The sequence below is a fragment of the Streptococcus porcorum genome, assembly GCF_053203725.1.
On the sequence record NZ_JBRUDG010000021.1, the window covers coordinates 1 to 19,516 of the forward strand.

Here is a 19,516-nt window from a genome sequence, read left to right on the forward strand (position 1 = left end):
TGGCAATGAGGACAGCTAGGACTGTCGTAATCTAGCTTTGCCCTGATCTCTAGATGGGTTTGATGTTTCAAAACGAATAGAATTTTAATGTTTTTATCTTTGATTCCGATAAGTTCTGTGGTATGATAAAGTTGTTCCGTATGAATCCTTTCTAATGAGTTGTTTGAACGCTTTTCATTATAGGTCATATGGGACTTTTTTTCTACACTCAAAAAAACTCCATAATTTCCAGGTGGGTTTACCCACTACAGAAATTATAGAGCCACCAAAATGGGGCAACTCTTATAAACTATTGATCGCTGCTTCATAATTTGAGATAGCTTTTTTTGCGTTTTCTTGGTTAGTGTGCCAATAAACATTTTCAGTCATCATCAAGTTAGACTGTCCTAGTCTGTGTTGTAGATCTTCGGGGCTAGCTTGAGCGTAGAGCATCATTGTTGTATGTGTATGATGGAAACCATGGAATGATACATTAGTCATGCCAGCAGCCTTAAAATGCTTATTTAGGCGTTGTCTTAAATTATAAGTATAAGCATACTTTTCTGTAAATACAGAGAATACAACTGTTTCAGACCGCCCTAGTTGTCATGATTGGACTTGTTGGTGGTTTTTGTATTGCTTAAGCATGAGTAAGGTAGCATTGTCTATTGATATATCACGATAACCAGCGCTTGATTTAGGCGAGTTTATTTCTTGGTATCGGTTGAGTGTCTTGTTGATGCTGATAATACCATTGTCTAGGTCAATATCAGACCATTCAAGATCTAAAGCCACATCGATACGGCAACTAGTAGCTAATAAAGTCTTGTATAGGACAATATCAAATAGATTTTCATAGTTTGATTGGTCTGAGGTATCGAGATAATTAAGAAATTGTTTTAGTTATTTGTTGTCCAGGTATTTTACACCAGCTTTTTCTTTTTGTCGCTTACGTGGCACAATAACATCATTAGCTGGGTTGTATTGTATTAGTTGCATTGCGACAGCGTATTTTAAAATTAGATAGACACTTGCATAGTAAATTTTTTGATCATTCTTTTTGATTTTATCTTTGATATTCATGTATTTGTATCTTTCTTTCCATCAGCAGGCAAGACACGTGGTTTTGTTAGGTATTTAAAAATACGCTACTGTCAAGCAGATAACAGATATTAGGGTACAAACAAGCGAAACTGATATTTTAGAGGCTGTAAAATAGGTTTATGTGCATAATCACATGAATGTTATCGGAGCTTGTCAGCGTATATTCTTTATTAGCCAATCGCCGGCTTATGAGAAGTTGAATAAGTGGTTTGATACCTATTCTGATTTGTATTTTAGCATTGTACCTTTGCCTAATATGGGGGTATATCATGAAATGGTAGACGTCTAGCTGAATTGTGTGATATAATAGTTTTAAGCACAAGGAGTAGTATATAGGGATTACACCTTGATGGAGGAGATTCCGGTTCGAATCCGAGCTATTGTGCTAGTATCTAAGAAATAAGGTGCTATTTTTTTCTGTTGACATAAGAGGGATTTATGGATATAATATTAAAGTTTTTGCTTATATGTTGACAAAAATTATTGAATAAGATACATTTAGATTGTCTATATAATATTAGTGTTATATGGGATGGTGACTGTAGAAAAGTATATTTTTTAGATATAGCATTTGATTTTCTAATTTAAACGCTATTTGAAAAGTTTAGATAGAATAGATTAATGTTGATGGGGTTGTCATTAAAAAATAAATATGAGACTGAATATTACTGAGTAGGATGTTTGATATAGAAAGGTATTTTATATATTTATTTATGGATGTTTCATGGTTGGAGCCGTTAAAAGGCTATTTGTCGTACCAAGTTCCTATAGGAGTTTTTTTAATTTTCCTTTTGTCGTCAGTAATGCTTTATTTGATTTCTACTGCTCATATTAGGAAAACTACGAAGATATCAATGGAATCTTTACAAGGGGGCAATAAAGATTTAAGAGACCATATTGACCAATTAATGACAGATAATACAAATTTAAGAAATAATATTAACCAATTGATGACAGATAATACAAATTTAAGAAATAAAATAAATCATTGAGGAAAACATAGAATATAAGAAATTGGGTGAATATCATGAATTATGAAATGTTGACTTTTATAATATCTTCTCTCATACTTTTACTAGCTTTTGTATATGACTTTTATAAAAATATAGAGTTTAGAAATGAGGCACTCTACCTAGTTCATGAAGATGTACTTTCCACCTCACTAGCTTTAGAAAATGATTTTCAAGAGAAATATCCAGTATTTTATGGAGTAGTTAAAACGTTTGAGGGGAAAGAATTTAGGAGAATTTTTTCAGACCTTAATTCAATACAAAAAGTACCAAATAAAGAATTAATTCCTTTAAAAAAGGACATGAAAAAGATTGTTGAATCTGGAAGTGATCGTGAGAAGCTAATTCTGGGGTGGTATTTTGTAACATGTGATTTGATTGTAGAAATGAAAAAATCAGAGCATAAAGTATTTAAAGAAGAGAGAATTAAAAAGGAAATTTTTGAAGAAAATAGAAAAGCAACTGTGATTACTGATATTGATAAGTTAGATTCAGGGGTTTGTTACGCCTGAATGTCTTTTAAAATTATTAAAAGACACCTTGAGAGGTGTCTTTTTCTTGCCTGTTGAACTCATCAATTTAATACCTTTTTTATTCCCCCTCTAGTATGTTGTAATTATTTGTATTTTACGTTTTAGAATTAAAAAGGTAAAAAGTGGGTTAATAATTTAGCGTATTTTCTTGAACTATTTGACAGTTTCATAACTTGAAAAAATAATCTCTTATTGAGTTAAATGGGCAAAAGCCCAAGGAGAAAAGCACTCTAGAACTATGTTCTAGGTGCTTTTTTATTTTTGATTTCGCCCAGTTTTCCTCGTATAAAATGATTTAAAAATAAAGTGGGATGCTAGAAGGCTTCTGATTTGATCAGTAGTGGTACTTAAAAAGTATATTTTTTCACAAAGTTTTTTCTCGGATAAAAGGTTAATTTAAAGTAAAGAAAGCGGTTCAATTATTTGCACTTTGTGAAATTTTACAATATCATAGAGGAGTAAAATGATTTCGGAGGCGAAAAATGAAAACGTTAACAAAAGAAACACATTTAGAGATGTATTTGAAAATGCAACGGATTCGTGAATTCGATATGCGCATCAATAAATTAGTCCGTCGAGGTTTTGTTCAAGGGATGACCCATTTTTCAGTTGGTGAGGAAGCTGCTAACGTTGGAGCTGTTCAACACTTAACTTATGATGACATCTTTTTCTCTAACCACCGTGGACATGGTCAATCTATTGCTCAAGATATGGACTTAAATGCCATGATGGCTGAATTGGCTGGTAAAGTTACAGGTGTGTCTAAAGGACGCGGGGGTTCTATGCACTTGGCAGACTTTGAAAAAGGGAATTATGGAACCAATGGTATTGTTGGTGGGGGCTATGCGATGGCAGTTGGTGCAGCCTTAACTCAACAATATAAAGGAACAAATAATATCGCAGTAGCCTTTTCTGGTGATGGTGCAACTAATGAAGGGTCATTCCATGAGTCTGTTAATATGGCAGCAACTTGGAAATTACCAGTGATCTTTTTCATCATTAATAATGGCTACGGTATTTCGATGGACATCAAAAATGCTACCAATACACCTCACCTTTACACTCGGGCAGAAGCTTATGGCATTCCTGGATTTTATGTTGAGGATGGAAATGATGTATTAGCTGTATATGAAACCATGGAAAAAGCTGTTGAGCATGTTCGTGGTGGTAATGGACCAGCTATTGTTGAAGTGATTTCTTATCGTTGGTTTGGTCATTCAACTGCTGATGCAGGTGTTTATCGTACGAAAGAAGAAGTGGATGAGTGGAAGAAAAAAGACCCACTAATTAAATATCGCAACTACTTGGTTGAAAACGAGATCTCAACTCATGAGGAACTTGATGCGATTGATGCACAGGTGGTTAAAGAAGTGGATGATGCCTATGAGTTTGCGGTAAACAGTCCAGATCCAGATTTAGCGGTAGCCTATGAAGATATCTGGGTAGATTAAACATCATAAAAAGATACTATTTATTGGTAAGAGGAAAGGAATTGAACCGAATGGAAAGCTGAGGATTTTGTCTTCAACTCTCTAATCGGTTTTGGTAATAAAAATATGGCTGAAACAAAAGTAATGGCTTTGCGTGAAGCAATTAACCTTGCCATGAGCGAGGAAATGCGTAAGGATGAAGATATTTTCTTAATGGGAGAAGATGTCGGTGTTTATGGTGGTGACTTTGGAACCTCAGTAGGAATGTTAGCAGAATTTGGTGAAAAACGTGTGCGTGATACTCCAATTTCTGAAGCAGCAATTGCAGGAGCTGCCGTTGGTGCGGCTATTACAGGATTGCGTCCTATTATTGATTTGACCTTCATGGACTTTATTACTATTGCATTAGATGCTATTGTGAACAATGGTGCTAAAAATAACTACATGTTCGGTGGTGGGTTGAAGACACCTGTAACTTATCGTGTGGCATCTGGATCAGGTATTGGATCGGCAGCACAACATTCTCAGTCCTTGGAAGCATGGCTAACGCACATTCCAGGGATTAAGGTGGTAGCTCCTGGAAATGCTAATGATGCAAAAGGGTTGTTAAAATCATCTATTCAAGACAATAACATTGTGATTTTTATGGAGCCAAAAGCACTTTACGGCAAAAAAGAAGAGGTTACTCAAGATCCTGATTTTTATATTCCACTTGGAAAAGGTGAGATTAAGCGTGAGGGAACTGATTTAACGATTGTTTCCTACGGCCGTATGCTAGAGCGTGTTTTAAAAGCTGCTGAGGAAGTAGCTGTAGATGGCATCAACGTAGAAGTTGTTGACCCACGTACACTTATCCCATTAGACAAGGAATTAATTATTGATTCTGTTAAAAAGACAGGAAAGTTGATGCTTGTTAACGATGCCTATAAAACAGGTGGCTTTATTGGAGAAATCGCAACAATGGTCACAGAAAGTGAAGCGTTTGATTACCTTGATCATCCTATTGTCCGTTTAGCTAGTGAAGATGTTCCTGTTCCGTATGCACGTGTCCTTGAGCAAGCAATGCTCCCAGATGTTGAAAAGATTAAGACTGCAATCTACAAGATGGTCAATAAAGGAAATTAAGATAATGAAGATGAGGGCATCAGCCCTTTGTCTGTTATTATCTGATCAGATTAATAAAAGATATTTTGTAAGCTGTGTAGCATAAAAATAAAGGAAGGGGAGTGGGGCATCTCATTACAGTCTTTCAGTAATTAGTCAGGCTGGAAAGAGAGGTCTTATGTATCATAATTATGGCAATAGAAATTATTATGCCTAAACTCGGTGTGGACATGCAAGAGGGTGAAATCATCGAGTGGAAGAAAAAAGAAGGAGATGAGGTCAAAGAAGGTGAAATTCTTCTTGAAATCATGTCTGATAAAACCAATATGGAACTGGAAGCCGAGGACACAGGAGTTCTTGTCAAAATTGTTCGTGGTGATGGTGAAACAGTTCCAGTAACGGAAGTGATTGGCTATATTGGTGAGGCTGGTGAAGTAGTTGGGGATACTCCTACTGCTGAAGTTAGTCCTGCCGTTGCGATTGAAGAAGTTCCAGCTGGACGAGCTCCTGTTGTTGTGACACCACTTGTCGCAAAAGCCCAAGGTGCTGGTAAAGTTAGAGCAACTCCAGCTGCTCGGAAACTAGCTAATGAATTGAATATTGATTTAGGCCTTGTACCAGGAACAGGACCTAAAGGCCGTGTTCATAAATCTGACGTTGAAGATTTTAAAGGAGCCGCTCCTAAAGCCACACCACTTGCTGCTCGTATTGCAGCAGATAAGGGAATTGATTTGTCAACAGTGACAGGAACAGGTGTTAACGGAAAAATCCTAAAAGAAGATGTTCTTGCGCTGATTGAACCAGCTAACGTCGAAGAAAAAGTAGTTGAGGCTGTTGTGGCTAAAGAAGAGTCTGTCAAAGAATTGCCAGAGGGTGTAGAAATTATCAAGATGAGTCCGATGCGTAAGGCTATTTCAAAAGGTATGGTACATTCATACTTGACGGCGCCAACCTTTACCCTTAACTATGATATTGATATGACGAATCTGATGGCTCTTCGTAAGCAGGTACTCGAGCCTATTATGAATAAAACAGGTTTAAAAGTGACTTTTACTGATTTAATAGGTTTAGCTGTAACACGAACACTAATGAAAGAAGAGCACCGTTATTTAAATGCTTCTTTAATCAATGATGCTACTGAAATTGAGTTACACCAATTTGTGAATATTGGTATTGCCGTTGGTCTAGATGAAGGTTTAGTTGTTCCAGTTGTACATGGTGCGGATAAGATGACTCTATCAGAATTTGTTGTGGCATCAAAAGATGTCATCAAAAAAGCACAGACTGGTAAGTTAAAAGCAGCAGAAATGTCAGGTTCAACCTTCTCTATTACCAATCTGGGAATGTTTGGTACGAAATCGTTTAACCCGATTATCAATCAGCCGAACTCAGCCATTTTAGGAGTTGCTGCAACGGTTCCAACACCTGTTGTAGTAGATGGTGAAGTCGTTGTGCGTCCGATTATGGCGATGTGCTTAACCATTGACCATCGTATCGTTGATGGGATGAATGGAGCTAAGTTTATGGTTGACTTGAAAAACTTGCTTGAAAATCCATTGGAACTATTAATCTGATAAGGTTTTCATTGATCAAAAATAAAAGAATAGACGTTTCTGAATAGAAAATAAAGAAAGGATGTAGGACGAGTTCGTGATATTGTAACACGAACTAAATGCTAGGATGATAATGGTAAGATATAGGGCTCTCTGTGTTGCAGACGTCTGAGCTTTCCTTGACGACAGTCTTTGAAAGTTTTAATTGTCTTGACGTGGATGATCTACGAGATCAAAGATTTCTGACTTATCGAAAATTCTACCGCATTTTAACGTTCTTTGTATCATAATTATGGCAATTGAAATTATTATGCCCAAACTTGGCGTGGACATGCAAGAGGGTGAAATTATTGAATGGAAAAAGCAAGAAGGAGATGAGGTCAAAGAGGGGGATATTCTTCTTGAAATCATGTCTGATAAAACCAATATGGAACTTGAAGCTGAGGATTCAGGTGTCTTGGTGAAAATTGTGCGTGGTAATGGTGAAACAGTTCCAGTAACGGAAGTTATCGGTTATATCGGTGCTGCAGGTGAGGTAGTAGAAGATGCAGCTACAACACCAGAGGTAGCTCAAGCAACTGCTGATTTGAAAGCAGCAGGTTTAGAGGTTCCAACTGCTCCAGCATCGGTGGCAGAAGAAGCACCAAAAGTTGCACTAGCTGAAAATGAATACGATATTATTGTTGTCGGTGGAGGTCCTGCGGGTTATTATGCAGCGATTCGTGGTGCACAATTAGGTGGTAAGATTGCCATTGTTGAAAAATCAGAGTTTGGTGGAACTTGTTTAAACAAGGGTTGTATCCCAACTAAGACTTATCTTAAAAATGCAGAAATCCTAGATGGTCTTAAGATAGCTGCTGGGCGAGGGATTAACTTAGCCTCAACCAATTACACCATTGATATGGACAAAACAGTTGATTTTAAAAATCAAGTTGTCAAAACGCTTACTGGTGGTGTTCAAGGTCTCTTGAAAGCCAATAAAGTAACCATCTTTAATGGTCTAGGTCAAGTCAACCCAGATAAGACGGTAACCATTGGTGGTGATACGATTAAGGGACGAAATATTATCCTTGCTACAGGATCTAAGGTATCACGTATCAATATTCCAGGTATTGATTCTAAACTGGTTTTAACTTCTGATGATATCCTTGATCTTCGAGAAATTCCAAAATCACTCACTGTTATGGGTGGTGGTGTTGTCGGTGTGGAACTTGGCTTGGTTTATGCTTCCTACGGTACAGAAGTCACTGTTGTAGAGATGGCAGATCGTATCATTCCTGGTATGGACCGTGAAGTTTCTGTAGAACTTCAAAAAGTGCTATCTAAAAAAGGAATGAAATTCCTAACCTCTGTTGGTGTGGAAGAAATTATTGAAGCTAATAATCAGCTTACCATTAAACTTAATGATGGTTCAGAAATCATCTCTGAGAACGCCTTATTGTCAATCGGACGTGTCCCACAATTAGCTGGACTTGAAAATCTTAACCTTGAACTTGATCGTGGTCGTATTAAGGTAAATGCTTATCAAGAAACTTCTATTCCAGGGATCTATGCTCCAGGTGATGTTAACGGTACAAAAATGCTAGCTCACGCAGCTTATCGTATGGGTGAGGTGGCAGCAGAAAATGCTATGCGTGGTAATCATCATAAAGCCAAGTTGGACTACACGCCAGCTGCTGTTTATACTCATCCAGAGATTGCTATGGTTGGTCTGACAGAAGATCAGGCACGTGAACAATATGGCAATGACATTTTGATTGGACGTTGTTCATTTGCAGGTAATGGTCGTGCGATTGCTTCTAATGAGGCACATGGTTTTGTTAAAGTGATTGCAGATAGTAAATACCACGAGATTTTAGGTGTTCATATTATTGGACCTGTTGCTGCGGAAATGATTAACGAAGCGGCAACTATTATGGAATCAGAATTGACAGTTGATGATGTTGTAGCCTCTATTCATGGGCATCCTACCTTCTCAGAGGTCATGTATGAAGCCTTTTTAGATGTTTTAGGCGTAGCCATCCACAACCCTCCAAAACGTAAATAATCATCTTAATTAAAGTTTATAAAAAATAAGAAGGTATAGTTCTCAAGTTTTGTCGGAGCTATACCTTTTTGATTATTAGAGATCCTAGGCCATCTGATGCTTTTGTAATCTCAATACTTGTGTTTTGATACCGTTTGCATTAAAATAGAAGTATCTTTTTTATAGGAGACTAGAAATGAAATATATTGTCAATAAGAGTAATAATCCTGCTTACAACATTGCTCTTGAAGCTTATGCTTTTAAAGAGTTGCGTGATGAGGATGAGATTTTCATTCTTTGGATAAATGAACCTGCTATCATTATTGGGAAGCATCAAAATACTATTGAGGAAATTAATAAGGAATATATAGATGAGCATGGTATCCATGTTGTTCGTCGCCTATCAGGTGGTGGCGCTGTTTATCATGATCTAAATAATTTGAACTATACCATTATTTCCAATAAAGCTGATGAGGGAGCTTTTGATTTTAAAACCTTTTCTCAACCTGTTATTGAAACTTTAGCAGATTTAGGGGTCACTGCTGAATTTACTGGTCGAAATGATCTTGAAATTGACGGGAAGAAATTTTGTGGAAATGCCCAGGCTTACTCTAATGGTCGCATGATGCACCACGGTTGTTTGCTATTTGATGTTGATATGACCGTTTTAGGAAATGCCTTAAAAGTGAGCAAGGATAAAATTGAGTCTAAAGGTGTCAAATCTGTTCGTGCACGGGTGACGAATATTTTAAGTGAGTTACCAGAAAAAATTACAGTTCACGAATTTTCTGATAAAATCTTAGAAAAAATGAAAGAGCATTATCCTGACATGACAGAATATGTTCTATCAGAAGATGAGTTGGCTAAGATTCAAAAATCTGCCGATGAACAGTTTGGGACATGGGAGTGGACTTATGGTGCGGCACCAGAGTACACCATCTCTCGTAGTGTCCGCTATCCAGCAGGTAAAGTAACTATTTATGCAAATGTTGATAAATCGGTGATTAAATCGATTAAGATTTATGGGGATTTCTTTGGTATCAAGGATGTGAAAGATATTGAAGATCTTCTTGTTGGTGTTCGTTATGAGTATCAAGATATTTTAGAGACCTTAAAAACAATTGATACAACAGAATACTTCTCACGCATGACAGTTGAAGAAGTTGCCAAAGCTATTGTTGCTTAATTGATAGTATATGATTTAATGCTCAATATTTAAAATAACCACTTATCAAAGAACAAGATAATGGCAGTGTTCTTTATAAGCAGTTATTTTGACTTTGGTGGACGAAAATCTAACTCCAAGAGAGAATGAAATGTGTTCTCTCTTTTTTATGTTTAGGGTATTTAATAACTGCTTTTTAAAGTTTTAAAAGTTCCTAAAACCAGAGGCATTTCTCTTAATAACTTTGACCTACTTTCAGGATGAAATAGAAATTGATTTTGGATAGTCGCCTGTTTTCAATGCTATTCAGGGAGTTGAAATCTTGAGCGATAAAGTTCATTTTGCCTTTCCTGAAAGCACACTTATCCCACCTTGTTACCTTTGGCAATGTTTTCCAATCTATTTTAAAAAATAGGTCATATGGGGCTTTTTTAAACTCAAAAAGACTCCATAGTCTCTATGGTGGGTTTACCCACTACAGAAACTATAGAGTCTTATTTTGTTAGGAGTCATAAAAGGTGACTTCGTTATCATTATTTAGTAATAAGGATTTTAGAGTTTTTCTTTACTTTTACCGATGTAGCGTTTTTTATAGGTGAAGCGGTGACCGCAAAAACGGCATCGATAATAGATTTTGTCTGCTTCATATAACATAGCATACATGGCTCCCTCACGTCCGTTAATAGCATTACCAATCAAGGCAGCTTGAGCGGAAAACTGTTTTCGCTTAGGATTTTCGATGGTCAGATTTTTAGAGTGACACTTAGGACAAGTCATAGTGTTTTTGGGGGAGTTTACTTTTGGGTGCTTTCTAGCCCAGTAGCTGCGAACAATAAAGATGGCAAGGATAAGAGCAAGAAAAAATAAACTTCGATATTGAATAATAGTTTGCATGATGGCTCCTCTATAAAATAAAAAACTGGTCGTTAGACCAGCTTTTTATTTGCCGAAAAGTCCTTTAACTTTGTCAAGGATACCATCAGCACCTTGCGCACCATCAAGAAGACCTTTTGCTTGTTCAAAATATTCACCAAGCTGATCCTTGTTTTCATTGATAAAATCTTGTGCAGCTGAGAAGTCTTTGTTTGCAATCATGTCTTTAACTTCATTAAATAAGTCCATTGGGTTCATTTATATCACCTCTAAAAAAATTAAGCATTTAGCTCAACACTATTAAACCATATTATATTTAATTATTCAATTAATTAGACTAAAAATTATTTGATGGATCCATCAGATAAAAGATTTAGGCTACAATCTTCACTAAGTTTTAAGATTTTTCCATTGTTGAGGAGTTCGAGTTTGGGATTCATCAGTTTTGGGATTTTTTCTTGATACCAATGCTCAAATGATCCTTCGCCGTCATAATAAAAAAGGTCTAGTGTCCCATCAGAATGATTATAGCTATAGGCAATTTTTTGACTAGGGTGAAAAGCTATGAGCAAGTTTGCATCAGGCTTATAAAATGAGAGAGAATCCACGAGTTGCTCTTTTTGTCGTGTCTCGAGTTTGCCATCTGTATGATTAATATAAAGCGAGAAATGATCAGGTGTTTGTGTGAGATAGGTAAGGTTTCTCAAAATCTTTTTCCTTTCTTTTTGTAAAATTATATCATATTTTTGTTAGAATGTAAGTGGCTTTAAAATAATCACTTTATGCCCAAGAATAGTCCTAAATTTGATATAATTAGTAGCATAGAAATGAGGAGAAAGATGACTAAGCAAGCAACGATTTGTTATATTGATAATGGGCGTGAGCTATTACTCATGTACCGTAATAAAAAGCCAAACGATGTTCATGAAGGAAAGTGGATTAGTGTAGGTGGTAAACTGGAAGTAGGAGAGACTCCTGATGAGTGTGCCAGAAGAGAAATTTTGGAAGAGACAGGACTGGTTGCCAAAAAAATGGACTTTAAAGGGATGATCACTTTCCCTGATTTCACTCCAAATGAGGATTGGTACACTTATGTTTTTAAGATAACTGAATTTGAAGGGCAACTCATTGATTGTGTTGAAGGAACATTAGAGTGGGTACCGTATGATCAGGTTTTAAGTAAGCCTACTTGGGAAGGGGATTATGAGATTTTTAAATGGATTTTAGAAGATGCTCCCTTCTTTTCTGCCAAGTTTGTTTATGATGCTCATCAAAAATTAGTTGACCGCCAGGTTCAATTTTATGAAAGGTAATGAGGCGTAAGATATGTTTTCTCAAGAGGATAAAAAATTTACCCTTAGCTGGTTTTTCAAGTGGTTTTTAAATAATCAAGCTGTAACAGTGTTGATGGTATCCTTACTTGTGTTTTTGAATATTTTTGTTTTAACGAAAATCAGTTTTTTATTTACTCCTGTCTTATCATTTTTAGCTGTGATTATGCTTCCTGTTGTGATTTCAGCTCTACTTTACTATCTATTAAAACCCATTGTTGATTTGTTGGAAAAAGCTGGCGCTAGTCGGATAGTGGCTATTACACTCGTTTTTATTGTTTTATCAGGGCTATTGATATGGGGAGTTGCTGTAGCAGTTCCCAGCTTGGTTGATCAGATTTTAACTTTTGCTGATAATCTTCCATCTTACTTGAAGGAGGGAGAAAAACAGGTCAACCTGCTTTTAAAAAATAATCAGTTTAATGCCATTCGCCCTCAGCTTGAAAATATGGTAAATAACTTTAGTAGCAAGGCAGCAGACTATGCAGAGACTTTTTCAAAGTCTGCAGTTAACTGGGTTGGTAATGTTGCCTCCTTGGTGACACGAGTAGCAGTGGCTATTATGATTTCACCTTTTATTCTCTTTTATTTATTGAGAGATAGTGGCAAGTTTAAAGAACGATTTATTGAATTCTTACCAACAAAGATACGTCAACCTAGTCTGCGTGTTTTATCAAACATAAATGCACAATTATCAAGTTATGTTCAAGGGCAGGTGACAGTTGCTATTGTAGTAGCTATTTTGTTTTCTATTATGTTTTCAATCATTCAACTTCGCTATGCTACAACGCTGGCTATCATTGCAGGTATTTTAAACATGGTGCCTTATTTAGGAAGTTTTTTGGCGATGATTCCAGCTTTTATTTTGGCTATGGTAGCTGGTCCTATTATGGTGATTAAGGTTGCGGTTGTTTTTATAATTGAACAGACAATTGAAGGGCGTTTTGTCACCCCACTTGTCATTGGTAGCAAGTTAAATATTCATCCCATTACGATATTATTTGTTTTACTAACAGCAGGCTCTATGTTTGGTGTCTGGGGAGTGTTTTTAGCTATTCCTATCTATGCTTCTGTAAAAGTGATTTTAAGTGAAATTTTTACTTGGTATAAAGCTGTCTCAGGATTATATGTTGAAGATATTGAGGAAGTAGGAGAAGGAAATGACAAATAGTGAAAAAATGGTAGCCTCTATTCAGGCTCAAGATTTAGAGCATGCTGAAAAGTATTTCAACCGTGCCTTAAAAGAAGATGATCAAGAAACACTTTTATCATTAGGAGAATATCTAGAATCAATTGGTTTTTTTCCACAAGCCAAACTGATCTATGAGCAATTAATCGGAGACTATCCAGAGCTTGCCCTCAGTTTAGCTCAAATTGCAGCAGAAGATGGACAGATTGAAGAAGCCTTTCTTTATCTAGATACCATAAAAGAAGGTGATGAGGCTTACTTAGAATCCCTCTTAGTGATGGCTGATCTGTATCAGATGGAAGGGTTAACAGATGTGGCGCGTGACAAGTTACTCTTAGCTAGTGAATTTAGTCAGGAGCCGCTTATCTATTTAGGTTTGGCTGAAATGGAGTTGGAATTAGGGAACTATCAAACTGCTATTTCGTTTTATGCTAGTTTAGACAATCGCTCTATCTTAGAAGAAACAGGTATTTCAACCTATCAACGTATTGGTTTAGCTTATGCGAGTCTAGGAAAATTTGAGGCAGCAATTGAGTTTTTAGAAAAAGCTGTCGAGATTGAATACGATGACCAGACAGTTTATGAACTTGCTTTGATTTTATTAGATCAAGGTGAGAGTCAAAAATCAGAAATTTACTTTAAACAGTTGGATACTATAAATCCTGATTTTGAAGGTTATGAGTTGGCTTATGCTAAAGCACTTCATGCCGAACACAAGCTTCAAGATGCTTTACGAGTACTTCAACAAGGTTTAGCTAAAAATAGCTTTGACAATCAACTTCTTCTTTTTGCTTCCCAATTATCTTATGAAAACCATGATGCTAAAGCAGCAGAGCACTACCTTCTCCAAGCTAAAGAGATTGCAGAAGACCAAGAAGAGATCGATTTACGACTATCGACACTTTATCTTGAAAGGGAAGCTTATGAAGATGTGATTGCTTTAGAACGAGAAGGGATAGATCAAGTCTTGACACGTTGGAATATCGCTAAAGCCCATCAAGCTTTGGAGAATGAAGAGGAAGCTTTTGAGCTCTATCAGGCATTAGAGGATGATCTTGGAACTAATCCTGAGTTTTTAAAAGATTATGCTTATTTATTGTATGAATTTGCTTATCGTGTTAAAGCTAAAGAGATAGCTAAACGTTATTTACAGTTAGTTCCAGATGATAGTGAGGTTGCAGCTTATTTTGAAATATAAGAAAGGTTAGGGTATGGCAGAGGCAATTAAGTTATTTCAATATAATACATTGGGTGCTTTGATGGCAGGACTATATGGTGGTTCTTTGACCATTGGAGAGTTGCTTGAGCATGGTGATTTAGGGATTGGGACGCTTGATTCAATTGATGGAGAATTAATTGTCCTGGATGGAAAGGCTTATCAAGCTAAAAGTACAGATGGCAAATTAGAGGTTGTAGAGGTTTCATCTGATGAAAAGGTCCCTTATGCTGCTGTGGTCCCTCATCAAGCAGAAGTGATTTTTCGTCAACGCTTTGAAATGACCCACCGTGAATTAGAAGAGCGCATTGAGTCCTATTATGATGGTCATAATCTTTTTCGTTCCATTAAGATTCATGGTAAGTTTAAACAGATGCATGTCCGTATGATTCCAAAGTCTGCTCCTGATCGTAAGTTTGCAGAAGTTGCAGTTGGACAACCTGAACATCATGCTGAGGAGGTCACGGGAACTATTGTTGGATTTTGGACACCAGAGATGTTTCATGGAGTGAGCGTAGCGGGTTACCACCTTCACTTTTTATCTGATGATCACGCTTTTGGTGGGCATGTGATGGATTTTATTATTGAGGAGGGGATTGTGGAAGTTGGTCCTGTTGATCAACTGGATCAACGATTTCCCGTACAAGATCGAAAATACCTTTTTGCAAAATTCAATATGGATGAGTTAAAAGAGGATATTAGTAAATCAGAGTAAAAAAATCGATGAAGTTTAAAACTTCATCGATTTAATTTTATCCTCAGTAGGCGTCACACGGAGAGTCTTTTGTCCTGTATAGGTTACAAAACCTGGTTTTGCTCCACTTGGTTTATTGAGTTTTTTTGCCTCAATCATATCTACTTGCACAAGATTAGATAATCTCGCTTTAGAGTAGTAAGCTGCTAATTCAGCTGCATCAGTTTTGACCTCATCACTAGGGTTGAGGTTATCTTTAATTAAAACATGACTTCCTGGAAGATCTTTAGCATGGAACCATAGCTCCCCTTTTTTTGCTAATTTAAAGCTGATTTCCTCGTTTTGAAGATTATTTTTTCCAACTAAGATGAGTGTTTTTCCATCAGAAGCTAAATACTGTACAGGTTTCTGACGTTTTTGACGCTTGTCATGAGCACGTCTTCGGATAAAGCCAGTTTCAATCAGTTCTTGTCGGATGTCATCAATCTCAGATAAGTTAGCTTGATTTAGTGCAGTCTCCACACTTTCAAGATAAGTAATCGTCTGTTTGGTGTCATCGATCAAGTAGGTCAGATGCTTAACAGCCTCTTTTAATTTTTGGTATTTTTTAAAATAACGCTGAGCATTTTGATTGGGTGTTAATGCTTTATCTAATGTAATCATTAATTTTTCGCCCGTGTAATAATTGTCCAATTCAACACTATCTTTATTGTTTGGAACAAGACTGAGATAGGTGGTTAATAATTCACCTTTTTGTCGAAAGAGTTCAGCTGTTTCCGTGTCATTTAACTCTTGCTCTTGTTTATGCAGTTTTTTCTTATTTTTATCCAACTCACTTGTTACGCGATGGATTAAGTCAGAAGCCTGTTGTAAAACACGATCGCGTTCAGCTTTTTCTTGATAAAAATAATCTAAAAGAGTAGAGAGATCAGAAAAAGCTTGGATACTATCTCCAAAATCAATGGCAGAAAAAGAGTTTGGGGTGAGACTAGGCTTAAGGGGAGAGGAGAAGAAAGAGCGGAACTGTTTTAGTCTATCACTTGTCAATTGTTGGCTTAAAGCTGTAGCGGTATCACGTCCTAAACCTTGAAAAAGTGTTTGGAGATTTTTAGGGGTCAATTCATTAGTTTGTAGCACTTCAAATAATTTGTCATCAGCAATAGTGAAGGGATTAAAGGCAGTTGATTTTGGAGGGGCGATGTAAGTACTTCCTGGTAGAATCGTACGATAAGTATTTTGAGAAAAACCGACGTGTTTGATAGACTCAATAATCTTTGATTCGTTTTTATCAATCAAAATAATATTAGAGTGTTTGCCCATGATTTCAATGACTAGGGTGACCTTAATATGATCGCCAATTTCATTTTTATTGGAAACAGTCATCTCTAAGACCCGATCATTTTCCACTTGTTCGATACTTTCAATCGTTGCACCTTGAAGGTATTTACGCATCAACATGGTGTAAGTATTTGGAAATTTTGGGTTTTCAAAGTCGCTCTCAGTTAGTTGAAGACGCCCAAAAACAGGATGGGCAGACAAGAGCAGTTTATAATTTTTACGATTACTACGGATTCCTAGAACGAGCTCACGTTCAAAAGGTTGATTCACCTTTTGAATGCGACCAAATAAAAGTTGGTCCTGTAATTCTTTGGTCATGTGATGTAAGAAAAAGCCGTCAAAAGACATAAAGAACTCCTCTCAAAAATTAGTCTTTTCATTATATCATATTTCTGAGATTAGCGTATTGATGCAATCAAGATGACTTGAAAAATTAATCACTTTCTTGTAAAATACGATTCAAGGGGGGAATGAATGAAAAGAAAACGTTTAGGGAGAATAAGCCTAGTTGTTTTATTGTTGACTCTCATTTATGCTCCTGTTTTAGCTAGACGTGTTCGGGAAGAGGAGTTTCAAATGTTAGCTCTTCCAAAAGCAAAAAATGTTATTTACAAAGAAAATATGGATATGACGACCATCAATCGTGATCCTAGAGATTTTGTGATTATTTTTTATAGGCCTAGTGATGTTCAAGTTGCTCACCATCTCACGCATTTTTTAGAGCATCATCCAAACTTAAAAGTTAAGTGTACCATCTATATCAATGTGATGACTAAAAAAAAATCAAGCTTTGGATAAGGAGCTAGGTTTACAAGATAATCTGATGACTATCGGCTATTTTGCAGATGGTAAGATGCAAAATCGTATCTTAATTGATCAAGAGACAGACTTGGAATCCTACTTTGAAAAGATGATTAATGGGATTTCCTACTATTAAAAGTTTTAAATGGGAGAAGCCTTCTCCTATTTTTTGTTTTATGTTAAAATGGAACTAGTATTTTTTGATTAGATTGGAAATATGATGATTATATCAACAATTTCACAGGGCTTACTTTGGGCAGTCCTTGGTTTAGGGATTTTTATGACATTTCGTATCCTAAACTTCCCAGATATGACCACAGAAGGTTCTTTTCCTCTAGGAGGTGCAGTTGCTGTCACGCTGATGACCGCAGGAGTCCATCCTTTACTAGCAACATTAGCAGCATTATTAGCAGGCTGTCTTGCAGGTCTGGTGACAGGTCTTCTTTATACGAAAGGTAAGATTCCAACTTTATTATCAGGTATTTTGGTGATGACTTCTTGCCATTCTATTATGTTAATGATTATGGGACGGGCTAATTTAGGGCTATTGGATGCGGTGAAGCTACAAAGTCTTCTTCCTTTTTCTGAGTCGCTTAATCTTTTAGTGATTGGGCTACTTTTTGTCATTTTAGTGATTGGTCTAATGATTTATTTTTTAAATACTCGCTTAGGTCAAGCCTATATTGCAACAGGTGATAATAAAGATATGGCAAAGAGTTTTGGAATTGATACTGATAAGATGGAGTTGATGGGCTTGGTTTTATCAAATGGTATTGTTGCCCTCTCTGGCGCTCTTATTAGTCAACAAGATGGTTATGCAGATGTTTCAAAGGGAATTGGTGTCATTGTTATTGGTCTTGCAAGTATCATTATCGGTGAGGTCCTATTTTCAACCAATTTAACCTTGCTTGAGCGTCTAATTGCTATTGCAGTGGGGTCTATTTTGTACCAATTTTTAATTTTAGCAGTGATAGCGCTTGGCTTTAATACGAATTATTTGAAGTTATTTAGTGCTTTAGTATTGGCTACTTGTCTGATTATTCCAGAGGTCAAAAATAAATTGTTTAAAGGAGTTAACCTATCACGATGAAAAAAATAGTTGAATTAAAAAATGCAACGGTACAGGTTAACAATGGTTTTGATGAGTTAAAAACAATTTTAGATCAAGTTTCTCTCACCATTTATGAACATGATTTTTTGACGATATTAGGGGGAAATGGTACAGGGAAATCCACTTTGTTTAATGTGCTTGCTGGAACTTTGCCTTTAACCAGTGGTAGCATTCATATTCTTGGAGAAGATGTGACCGATTTGCCAGCTGAAAAACGTGCCAAGTACTTATCGCGTGTTTTTCAGGATCCTAAGATGGGAACTGCTCCTAGAATGACAGTTGCAGAAAATATGTTGATTGCCAAATATCGTGGTGAAAAAAGAGGCTTGATGAACCGTCAATTGCAGTCGCATAAAGCTGAATTTGAAAATTTAGCTAGTCAGATTGGAAACGGTATTGAAAAGCATCTAGACACCCCAACAGGACTTTTGTCTGGAGGGCAACGTCAAGCGCTTAGTTTATTGATGGCAACCTTGAAACGCCCTGATTTATTACTTTTGGATGAGCATACTGCAGCTTTAGATCCTAAAACAAGTGTTGCTTTGATGACTTTGACAGATCATTTTATTAAAGAAGATCAATTAACCGCCTTAATGATTACACATCATATGGAAGATGCTCTGAAATATGGCAATCGCTTGATCGTCATGAAAGATGGAAAAATCATTCAGGACTTAAGCAAGGAAGAAAAAGAAAAACTTTCCATTTCAGATTACTATAGTTTATTTGAATAAGAAACTACAGGCTGGGCAAAAAGCCCAGCGCCACTTCTCAAAGTTCGTATCAACATCTCAGCGCAGTGGTTGATTGGCTTTAGCAGTCCAGTGGACTGTTAAAGGTTGGAGATAAGATTTGCGAAGCAAATCTCAGCAATTCGTGTTTCACACTCCAAATCTGACCATGACGACTGTTGCGAACAAAGTTTGCTTCATCTCCAGCCTCAAACTGTCTCCCAGACAGTTTGAGCTGTTCGGGGGTGGGAGTGCAGCAGTCTGGGGATAGACTGTTTCAGCTCAACAACTGGAAATAAAGACTTGTTGACCAACTCTTTTTTTTTGA

Annotated in this window: 18 protein-coding genes and 4 pseudogenes; 15 read left to right on the forward strand and 7 right to left on the reverse strand. The window is 36.6% G+C overall.

Going from position 1 to position 19,516, the window contains the following annotated elements:
* Positions 1 to 188: pseudogene (locus tag ACVRWY_RS06375) on the reverse strand (hypothetical protein); the annotation flags it as partial.
* A 94-nt stretch (positions 189 to 282) separates the two neighbouring features.
* Positions 283 to 999: pseudogene (locus ACVRWY_RS06380) on the reverse strand (site-specific integrase); the annotation flags it as partial.
* A 121-nt stretch (positions 1,000 to 1,120) separates the two neighbouring features.
* Here ACVRWY_RS06380 and ACVRWY_RS06385 point away from each other — a divergent pair.
* From ACVRWY_RS06385 to lplA, 8 genes and pseudogenes are all read left to right on the forward strand, one after another.
* A pseudogene (locus ACVRWY_RS06385) lies at positions 1,121 to 1,372 on the forward strand (hypothetical protein); the annotation flags it as partial.
* A 388-nt stretch (positions 1,373 to 1,760) separates the two neighbouring features.
* Entirely contained in the window at positions 1,761 to 2,075 is a 315-nt protein-coding gene (locus tag ACVRWY_RS06390) for a hypothetical protein (protein WP_354369311.1), read from the forward strand.
* Between the two features lie 35 nt (positions 2,076 to 2,110).
* Positions 2,111 to 2,605 carry a hypothetical protein gene (locus ACVRWY_RS06395; RefSeq protein WP_354369309.1) on the forward strand — a complete coding sequence of 165 codons (495 nt, stop codon included), beginning with the start codon at positions 2,111 to 2,113 and terminating at the stop codon, positions 2,603 to 2,605.
* A gap of 503 nt (positions 2,606 to 3,108) precedes the next feature.
* Positions 3,109 to 4,077, forward strand: coding sequence for a thiamine pyrophosphate-dependent dehydrogenase E1 component subunit alpha (locus ACVRWY_RS06400; RefSeq protein WP_354369308.1), 969 nt, complete (start codon positions 3,109 to 3,111; stop codon positions 4,075 to 4,077).
* 105 nt (positions 4,078 to 4,182) lie between these two features.
* Positions 4,183 to 5,181, forward strand: coding sequence for an alpha-ketoacid dehydrogenase subunit beta (locus tag ACVRWY_RS06405; RefSeq protein ID WP_354369306.1), 999 nt, complete (start codon positions 4,183 to 4,185; stop codon positions 5,179 to 5,181).
* A 170-nt stretch (positions 5,182 to 5,351) separates the two neighbouring features.
* The gene (locus tag ACVRWY_RS06410) at positions 5,352 to 6,734 is read left to right on the forward strand and encodes a dihydrolipoamide acetyltransferase (protein WP_354369304.1); all 1,383 of its coding nucleotides are present in this window, start codon (positions 5,352 to 5,354) and stop codon (positions 6,732 to 6,734) included.
* A 271-nt stretch (positions 6,735 to 7,005) separates the two neighbouring features.
* Positions 7,006 to 8,760 (forward strand): dihydrolipoyl dehydrogenase, encoded by a 1,755-nt coding sequence (lpdA, locus tag ACVRWY_RS06415; protein WP_354369302.1) that lies wholly within the window; start codon positions 7,006 to 7,008, stop codon positions 8,758 to 8,760.
* Between the two features lie 175 nt (positions 8,761 to 8,935).
* Positions 8,936 to 9,925, forward strand: coding sequence for a lipoate--protein ligase (gene lplA / locus ACVRWY_RS06420; RefSeq protein WP_354369300.1), 990 nt, complete (start codon positions 8,936 to 8,938; stop codon positions 9,923 to 9,925).
* A gap of 236 nt (positions 9,926 to 10,161) precedes the next feature.
* Here the strand turns inward: lplA and ACVRWY_RS06425 are convergent.
* From ACVRWY_RS06425 to ACVRWY_RS06440, 4 genes and pseudogenes are all read right to left on the reverse strand, one after another.
* Positions 10,162 to 10,313, reverse strand: a pseudogene (locus ACVRWY_RS06425) (ISL3 family transposase); the annotation flags it as partial.
* Between the two features lie 143 nt (positions 10,314 to 10,456).
* The gene (locus ACVRWY_RS06430) at positions 10,457 to 10,798 is read right to left on the reverse strand and encodes a hypothetical protein (protein WP_354369298.1); all 342 of its coding nucleotides are present in this window, start codon (positions 10,796 to 10,798) and stop codon (positions 10,457 to 10,459) included.
* 45 nt (positions 10,799 to 10,843) lie between these two features.
* On the reverse strand, positions 10,844 to 11,035 hold the full coding sequence (locus ACVRWY_RS06435) for a hypothetical protein (RefSeq protein WP_354369296.1): 192 nt from the start codon (positions 11,033 to 11,035) through the stop codon (positions 10,844 to 10,846).
* An 86-nt stretch (positions 11,036 to 11,121) separates the two neighbouring features.
* On the reverse strand, positions 11,122 to 11,484 hold the full coding sequence (locus tag ACVRWY_RS06440; protein ID WP_354369294.1) for a hypothetical protein: 363 nt from the start codon (positions 11,482 to 11,484) through the stop codon (positions 11,122 to 11,124).
* Positions 11,485 to 11,616: 132 nt separating this feature from the next.
* Between ACVRWY_RS06440 and ACVRWY_RS06445 the strand changes: the two genes are divergently transcribed.
* Genes ACVRWY_RS06445 through budA form a run of 4 tightly spaced genes read left to right on the forward strand, consistent with a single transcriptional unit; the run spans position 11,617 to position 15,228 of the window.
* Positions 11,617 to 12,090: an NUDIX hydrolase gene (locus ACVRWY_RS06445; RefSeq protein WP_354369293.1), complete on the forward strand. Its 474-nt coding sequence runs from the start codon at positions 11,617 to 11,619 to the stop codon at positions 12,088 to 12,090.
* Positions 12,091 to 12,103: 13 nt separating this feature from the next.
* Positions 12,104 to 13,279, forward strand: coding sequence for an AI-2E family transporter (locus ACVRWY_RS06450; RefSeq protein WP_354369291.1), 1,176 nt, complete (start codon positions 12,104 to 12,106; stop codon positions 13,277 to 13,279).
* A complete protein-coding gene (locus ACVRWY_RS06455; protein WP_354369289.1) occupies positions 13,269 to 14,495 on the forward strand; it encodes a tetratricopeptide repeat protein in 1,227 nt (408 codons plus the stop codon). The genes ACVRWY_RS06450 and ACVRWY_RS06455 overlap by 11 nt, the downstream gene beginning before the upstream one ends.
* A gap of 13 nt (positions 14,496 to 14,508) precedes the next feature.
* A complete protein-coding gene (gene budA, locus ACVRWY_RS06460) occupies positions 14,509 to 15,228 on the forward strand; it encodes an acetolactate decarboxylase (protein ID WP_354369287.1) in 720 nt (239 codons plus the stop codon).
* Positions 15,229 to 15,243: 15 nt separating this feature from the next.
* On the opposite strand, the gene ACVRWY_RS06465 is transcribed toward budA, so the two are convergent.
* On the reverse strand, positions 15,244 to 16,893 hold the full coding sequence (locus ACVRWY_RS06465) for an Rqc2 family fibronectin-binding protein (protein WP_354369285.1): 1,650 nt from the start codon (positions 16,891 to 16,893) through the stop codon (positions 15,244 to 15,246).
* A gap of 126 nt (positions 16,894 to 17,019) precedes the next feature.
* Here ACVRWY_RS06465 and ACVRWY_RS06470 point away from each other — a divergent pair, with 126 nt between their 5' ends.
* The 3 genes from ACVRWY_RS06470 to ACVRWY_RS06480 all read left to right on the forward strand — a co-directional run bounded on the left by ACVRWY_RS06470 (position 17,020) and on the right by ACVRWY_RS06480 (position 19,191).
* The gene (locus ACVRWY_RS06470; RefSeq protein ID WP_354369283.1) at positions 17,020 to 17,343 is read left to right on the forward strand and encodes a hypothetical protein; all 324 of its coding nucleotides are present in this window, start codon (positions 17,020 to 17,022) and stop codon (positions 17,341 to 17,343) included.
* Between the two features lie 223 nt (positions 17,344 to 17,566).
* On the forward strand, positions 17,567 to 18,436 hold the full coding sequence (locus ACVRWY_RS06475; protein ID WP_354369281.1) for an ABC transporter permease: 870 nt from the start codon (positions 17,567 to 17,569) through the stop codon (positions 18,434 to 18,436).
* Positions 18,433 to 19,191: an ABC transporter ATP-binding protein gene (locus ACVRWY_RS06480; RefSeq protein ID WP_354369279.1), complete on the forward strand. Its 759-nt coding sequence runs from the start codon at positions 18,433 to 18,435 to the stop codon at positions 19,189 to 19,191. The genes ACVRWY_RS06475 and ACVRWY_RS06480 overlap by 4 nt, the downstream gene beginning before the upstream one ends.
* The last annotated feature ends 325 nt before the right edge of the window (positions 19,192 to 19,516 follow it).

What these genes read in the sequence shown, in the direction of transcription:
- ACVRWY_RS06390 (WP_354369311.1), top strand. Translation starts at nt 1,761, where the DNA reads ATGTTTGATATAGAAAGGTATTTTATATATTTATTTATGGATGTTTCA.
- ACVRWY_RS06405 (WP_354369306.1), top strand. Translation starts at nt 4,183, where the DNA reads ATGGCTGAAACAAAAGTAATGGCTTTGCGTGAAGCAATTAACCTTGCC.
- lplA (WP_354369300.1), top strand. Translation starts at nt 8,936, where the DNA reads ATGAAATATATTGTCAATAAGAGTAATAATCCTGCTTACAACATTGCT.
- ACVRWY_RS06395 (WP_354369309.1), top strand. Translation starts at nt 2,111, where the DNA reads ATGAATTATGAAATGTTGACTTTTATAATATCTTCTCTCATACTTTTA.
- ACVRWY_RS06430 (WP_354369298.1), bottom strand. Translation starts at nt 10,798, where the DNA reads ATGCAAACTATTATTCAATATCGAAGTTTATTTTTTCTTGCTCTTATC.
- ACVRWY_RS06400 (WP_354369308.1), top strand. Translation starts at nt 3,109, where the DNA reads ATGAAAACGTTAACAAAAGAAACACATTTAGAGATGTATTTGAAAATG.
- ACVRWY_RS06475 (WP_354369281.1), top strand. Translation starts at nt 17,567, where the DNA reads ATGATTATATCAACAATTTCACAGGGCTTACTTTGGGCAGTCCTTGGT.
- lpdA (WP_354369302.1), top strand. Translation starts at nt 7,006, where the DNA reads ATGGCAATTGAAATTATTATGCCCAAACTTGGCGTGGACATGCAAGAG.
- ACVRWY_RS06410 (WP_354369304.1), top strand. Translation starts at nt 5,352, where the DNA reads ATGGCAATAGAAATTATTATGCCTAAACTCGGTGTGGACATGCAAGAG.
- ACVRWY_RS06445 (WP_354369293.1), top strand. Translation starts at nt 11,617, where the DNA reads ATGACTAAGCAAGCAACGATTTGTTATATTGATAATGGGCGTGAGCTA.
- ACVRWY_RS06435 (WP_354369296.1), bottom strand. Translation starts at nt 11,035, where the DNA reads ATGAACCCAATGGACTTATTTAATGAAGTTAAAGACATGATTGCAAAC.
- ACVRWY_RS06480 (WP_354369279.1), top strand. Translation starts at nt 18,433, where the DNA reads ATGAAAAAAATAGTTGAATTAAAAAATGCAACGGTACAGGTTAACAAT.
- ACVRWY_RS06465 (WP_354369285.1), bottom strand. Translation starts at nt 16,893, where the DNA reads ATGTCTTTTGACGGCTTTTTCTTACATCACATGACCAAAGAATTACAG.
- budA (WP_354369287.1), top strand. Translation starts at nt 14,509, where the DNA reads ATGGCAGAGGCAATTAAGTTATTTCAATATAATACATTGGGTGCTTTG.
- ACVRWY_RS06470 (WP_354369283.1), top strand. Translation starts at nt 17,020, where the DNA reads ATGAAAAGAAAACGTTTAGGGAGAATAAGCCTAGTTGTTTTATTGTTG.
- ACVRWY_RS06450 (WP_354369291.1), top strand. Translation starts at nt 12,104, where the DNA reads ATGTTTTCTCAAGAGGATAAAAAATTTACCCTTAGCTGGTTTTTCAAG.
- ACVRWY_RS06455 (WP_354369289.1), top strand. Translation starts at nt 13,269, where the DNA reads ATGACAAATAGTGAAAAAATGGTAGCCTCTATTCAGGCTCAAGATTTA.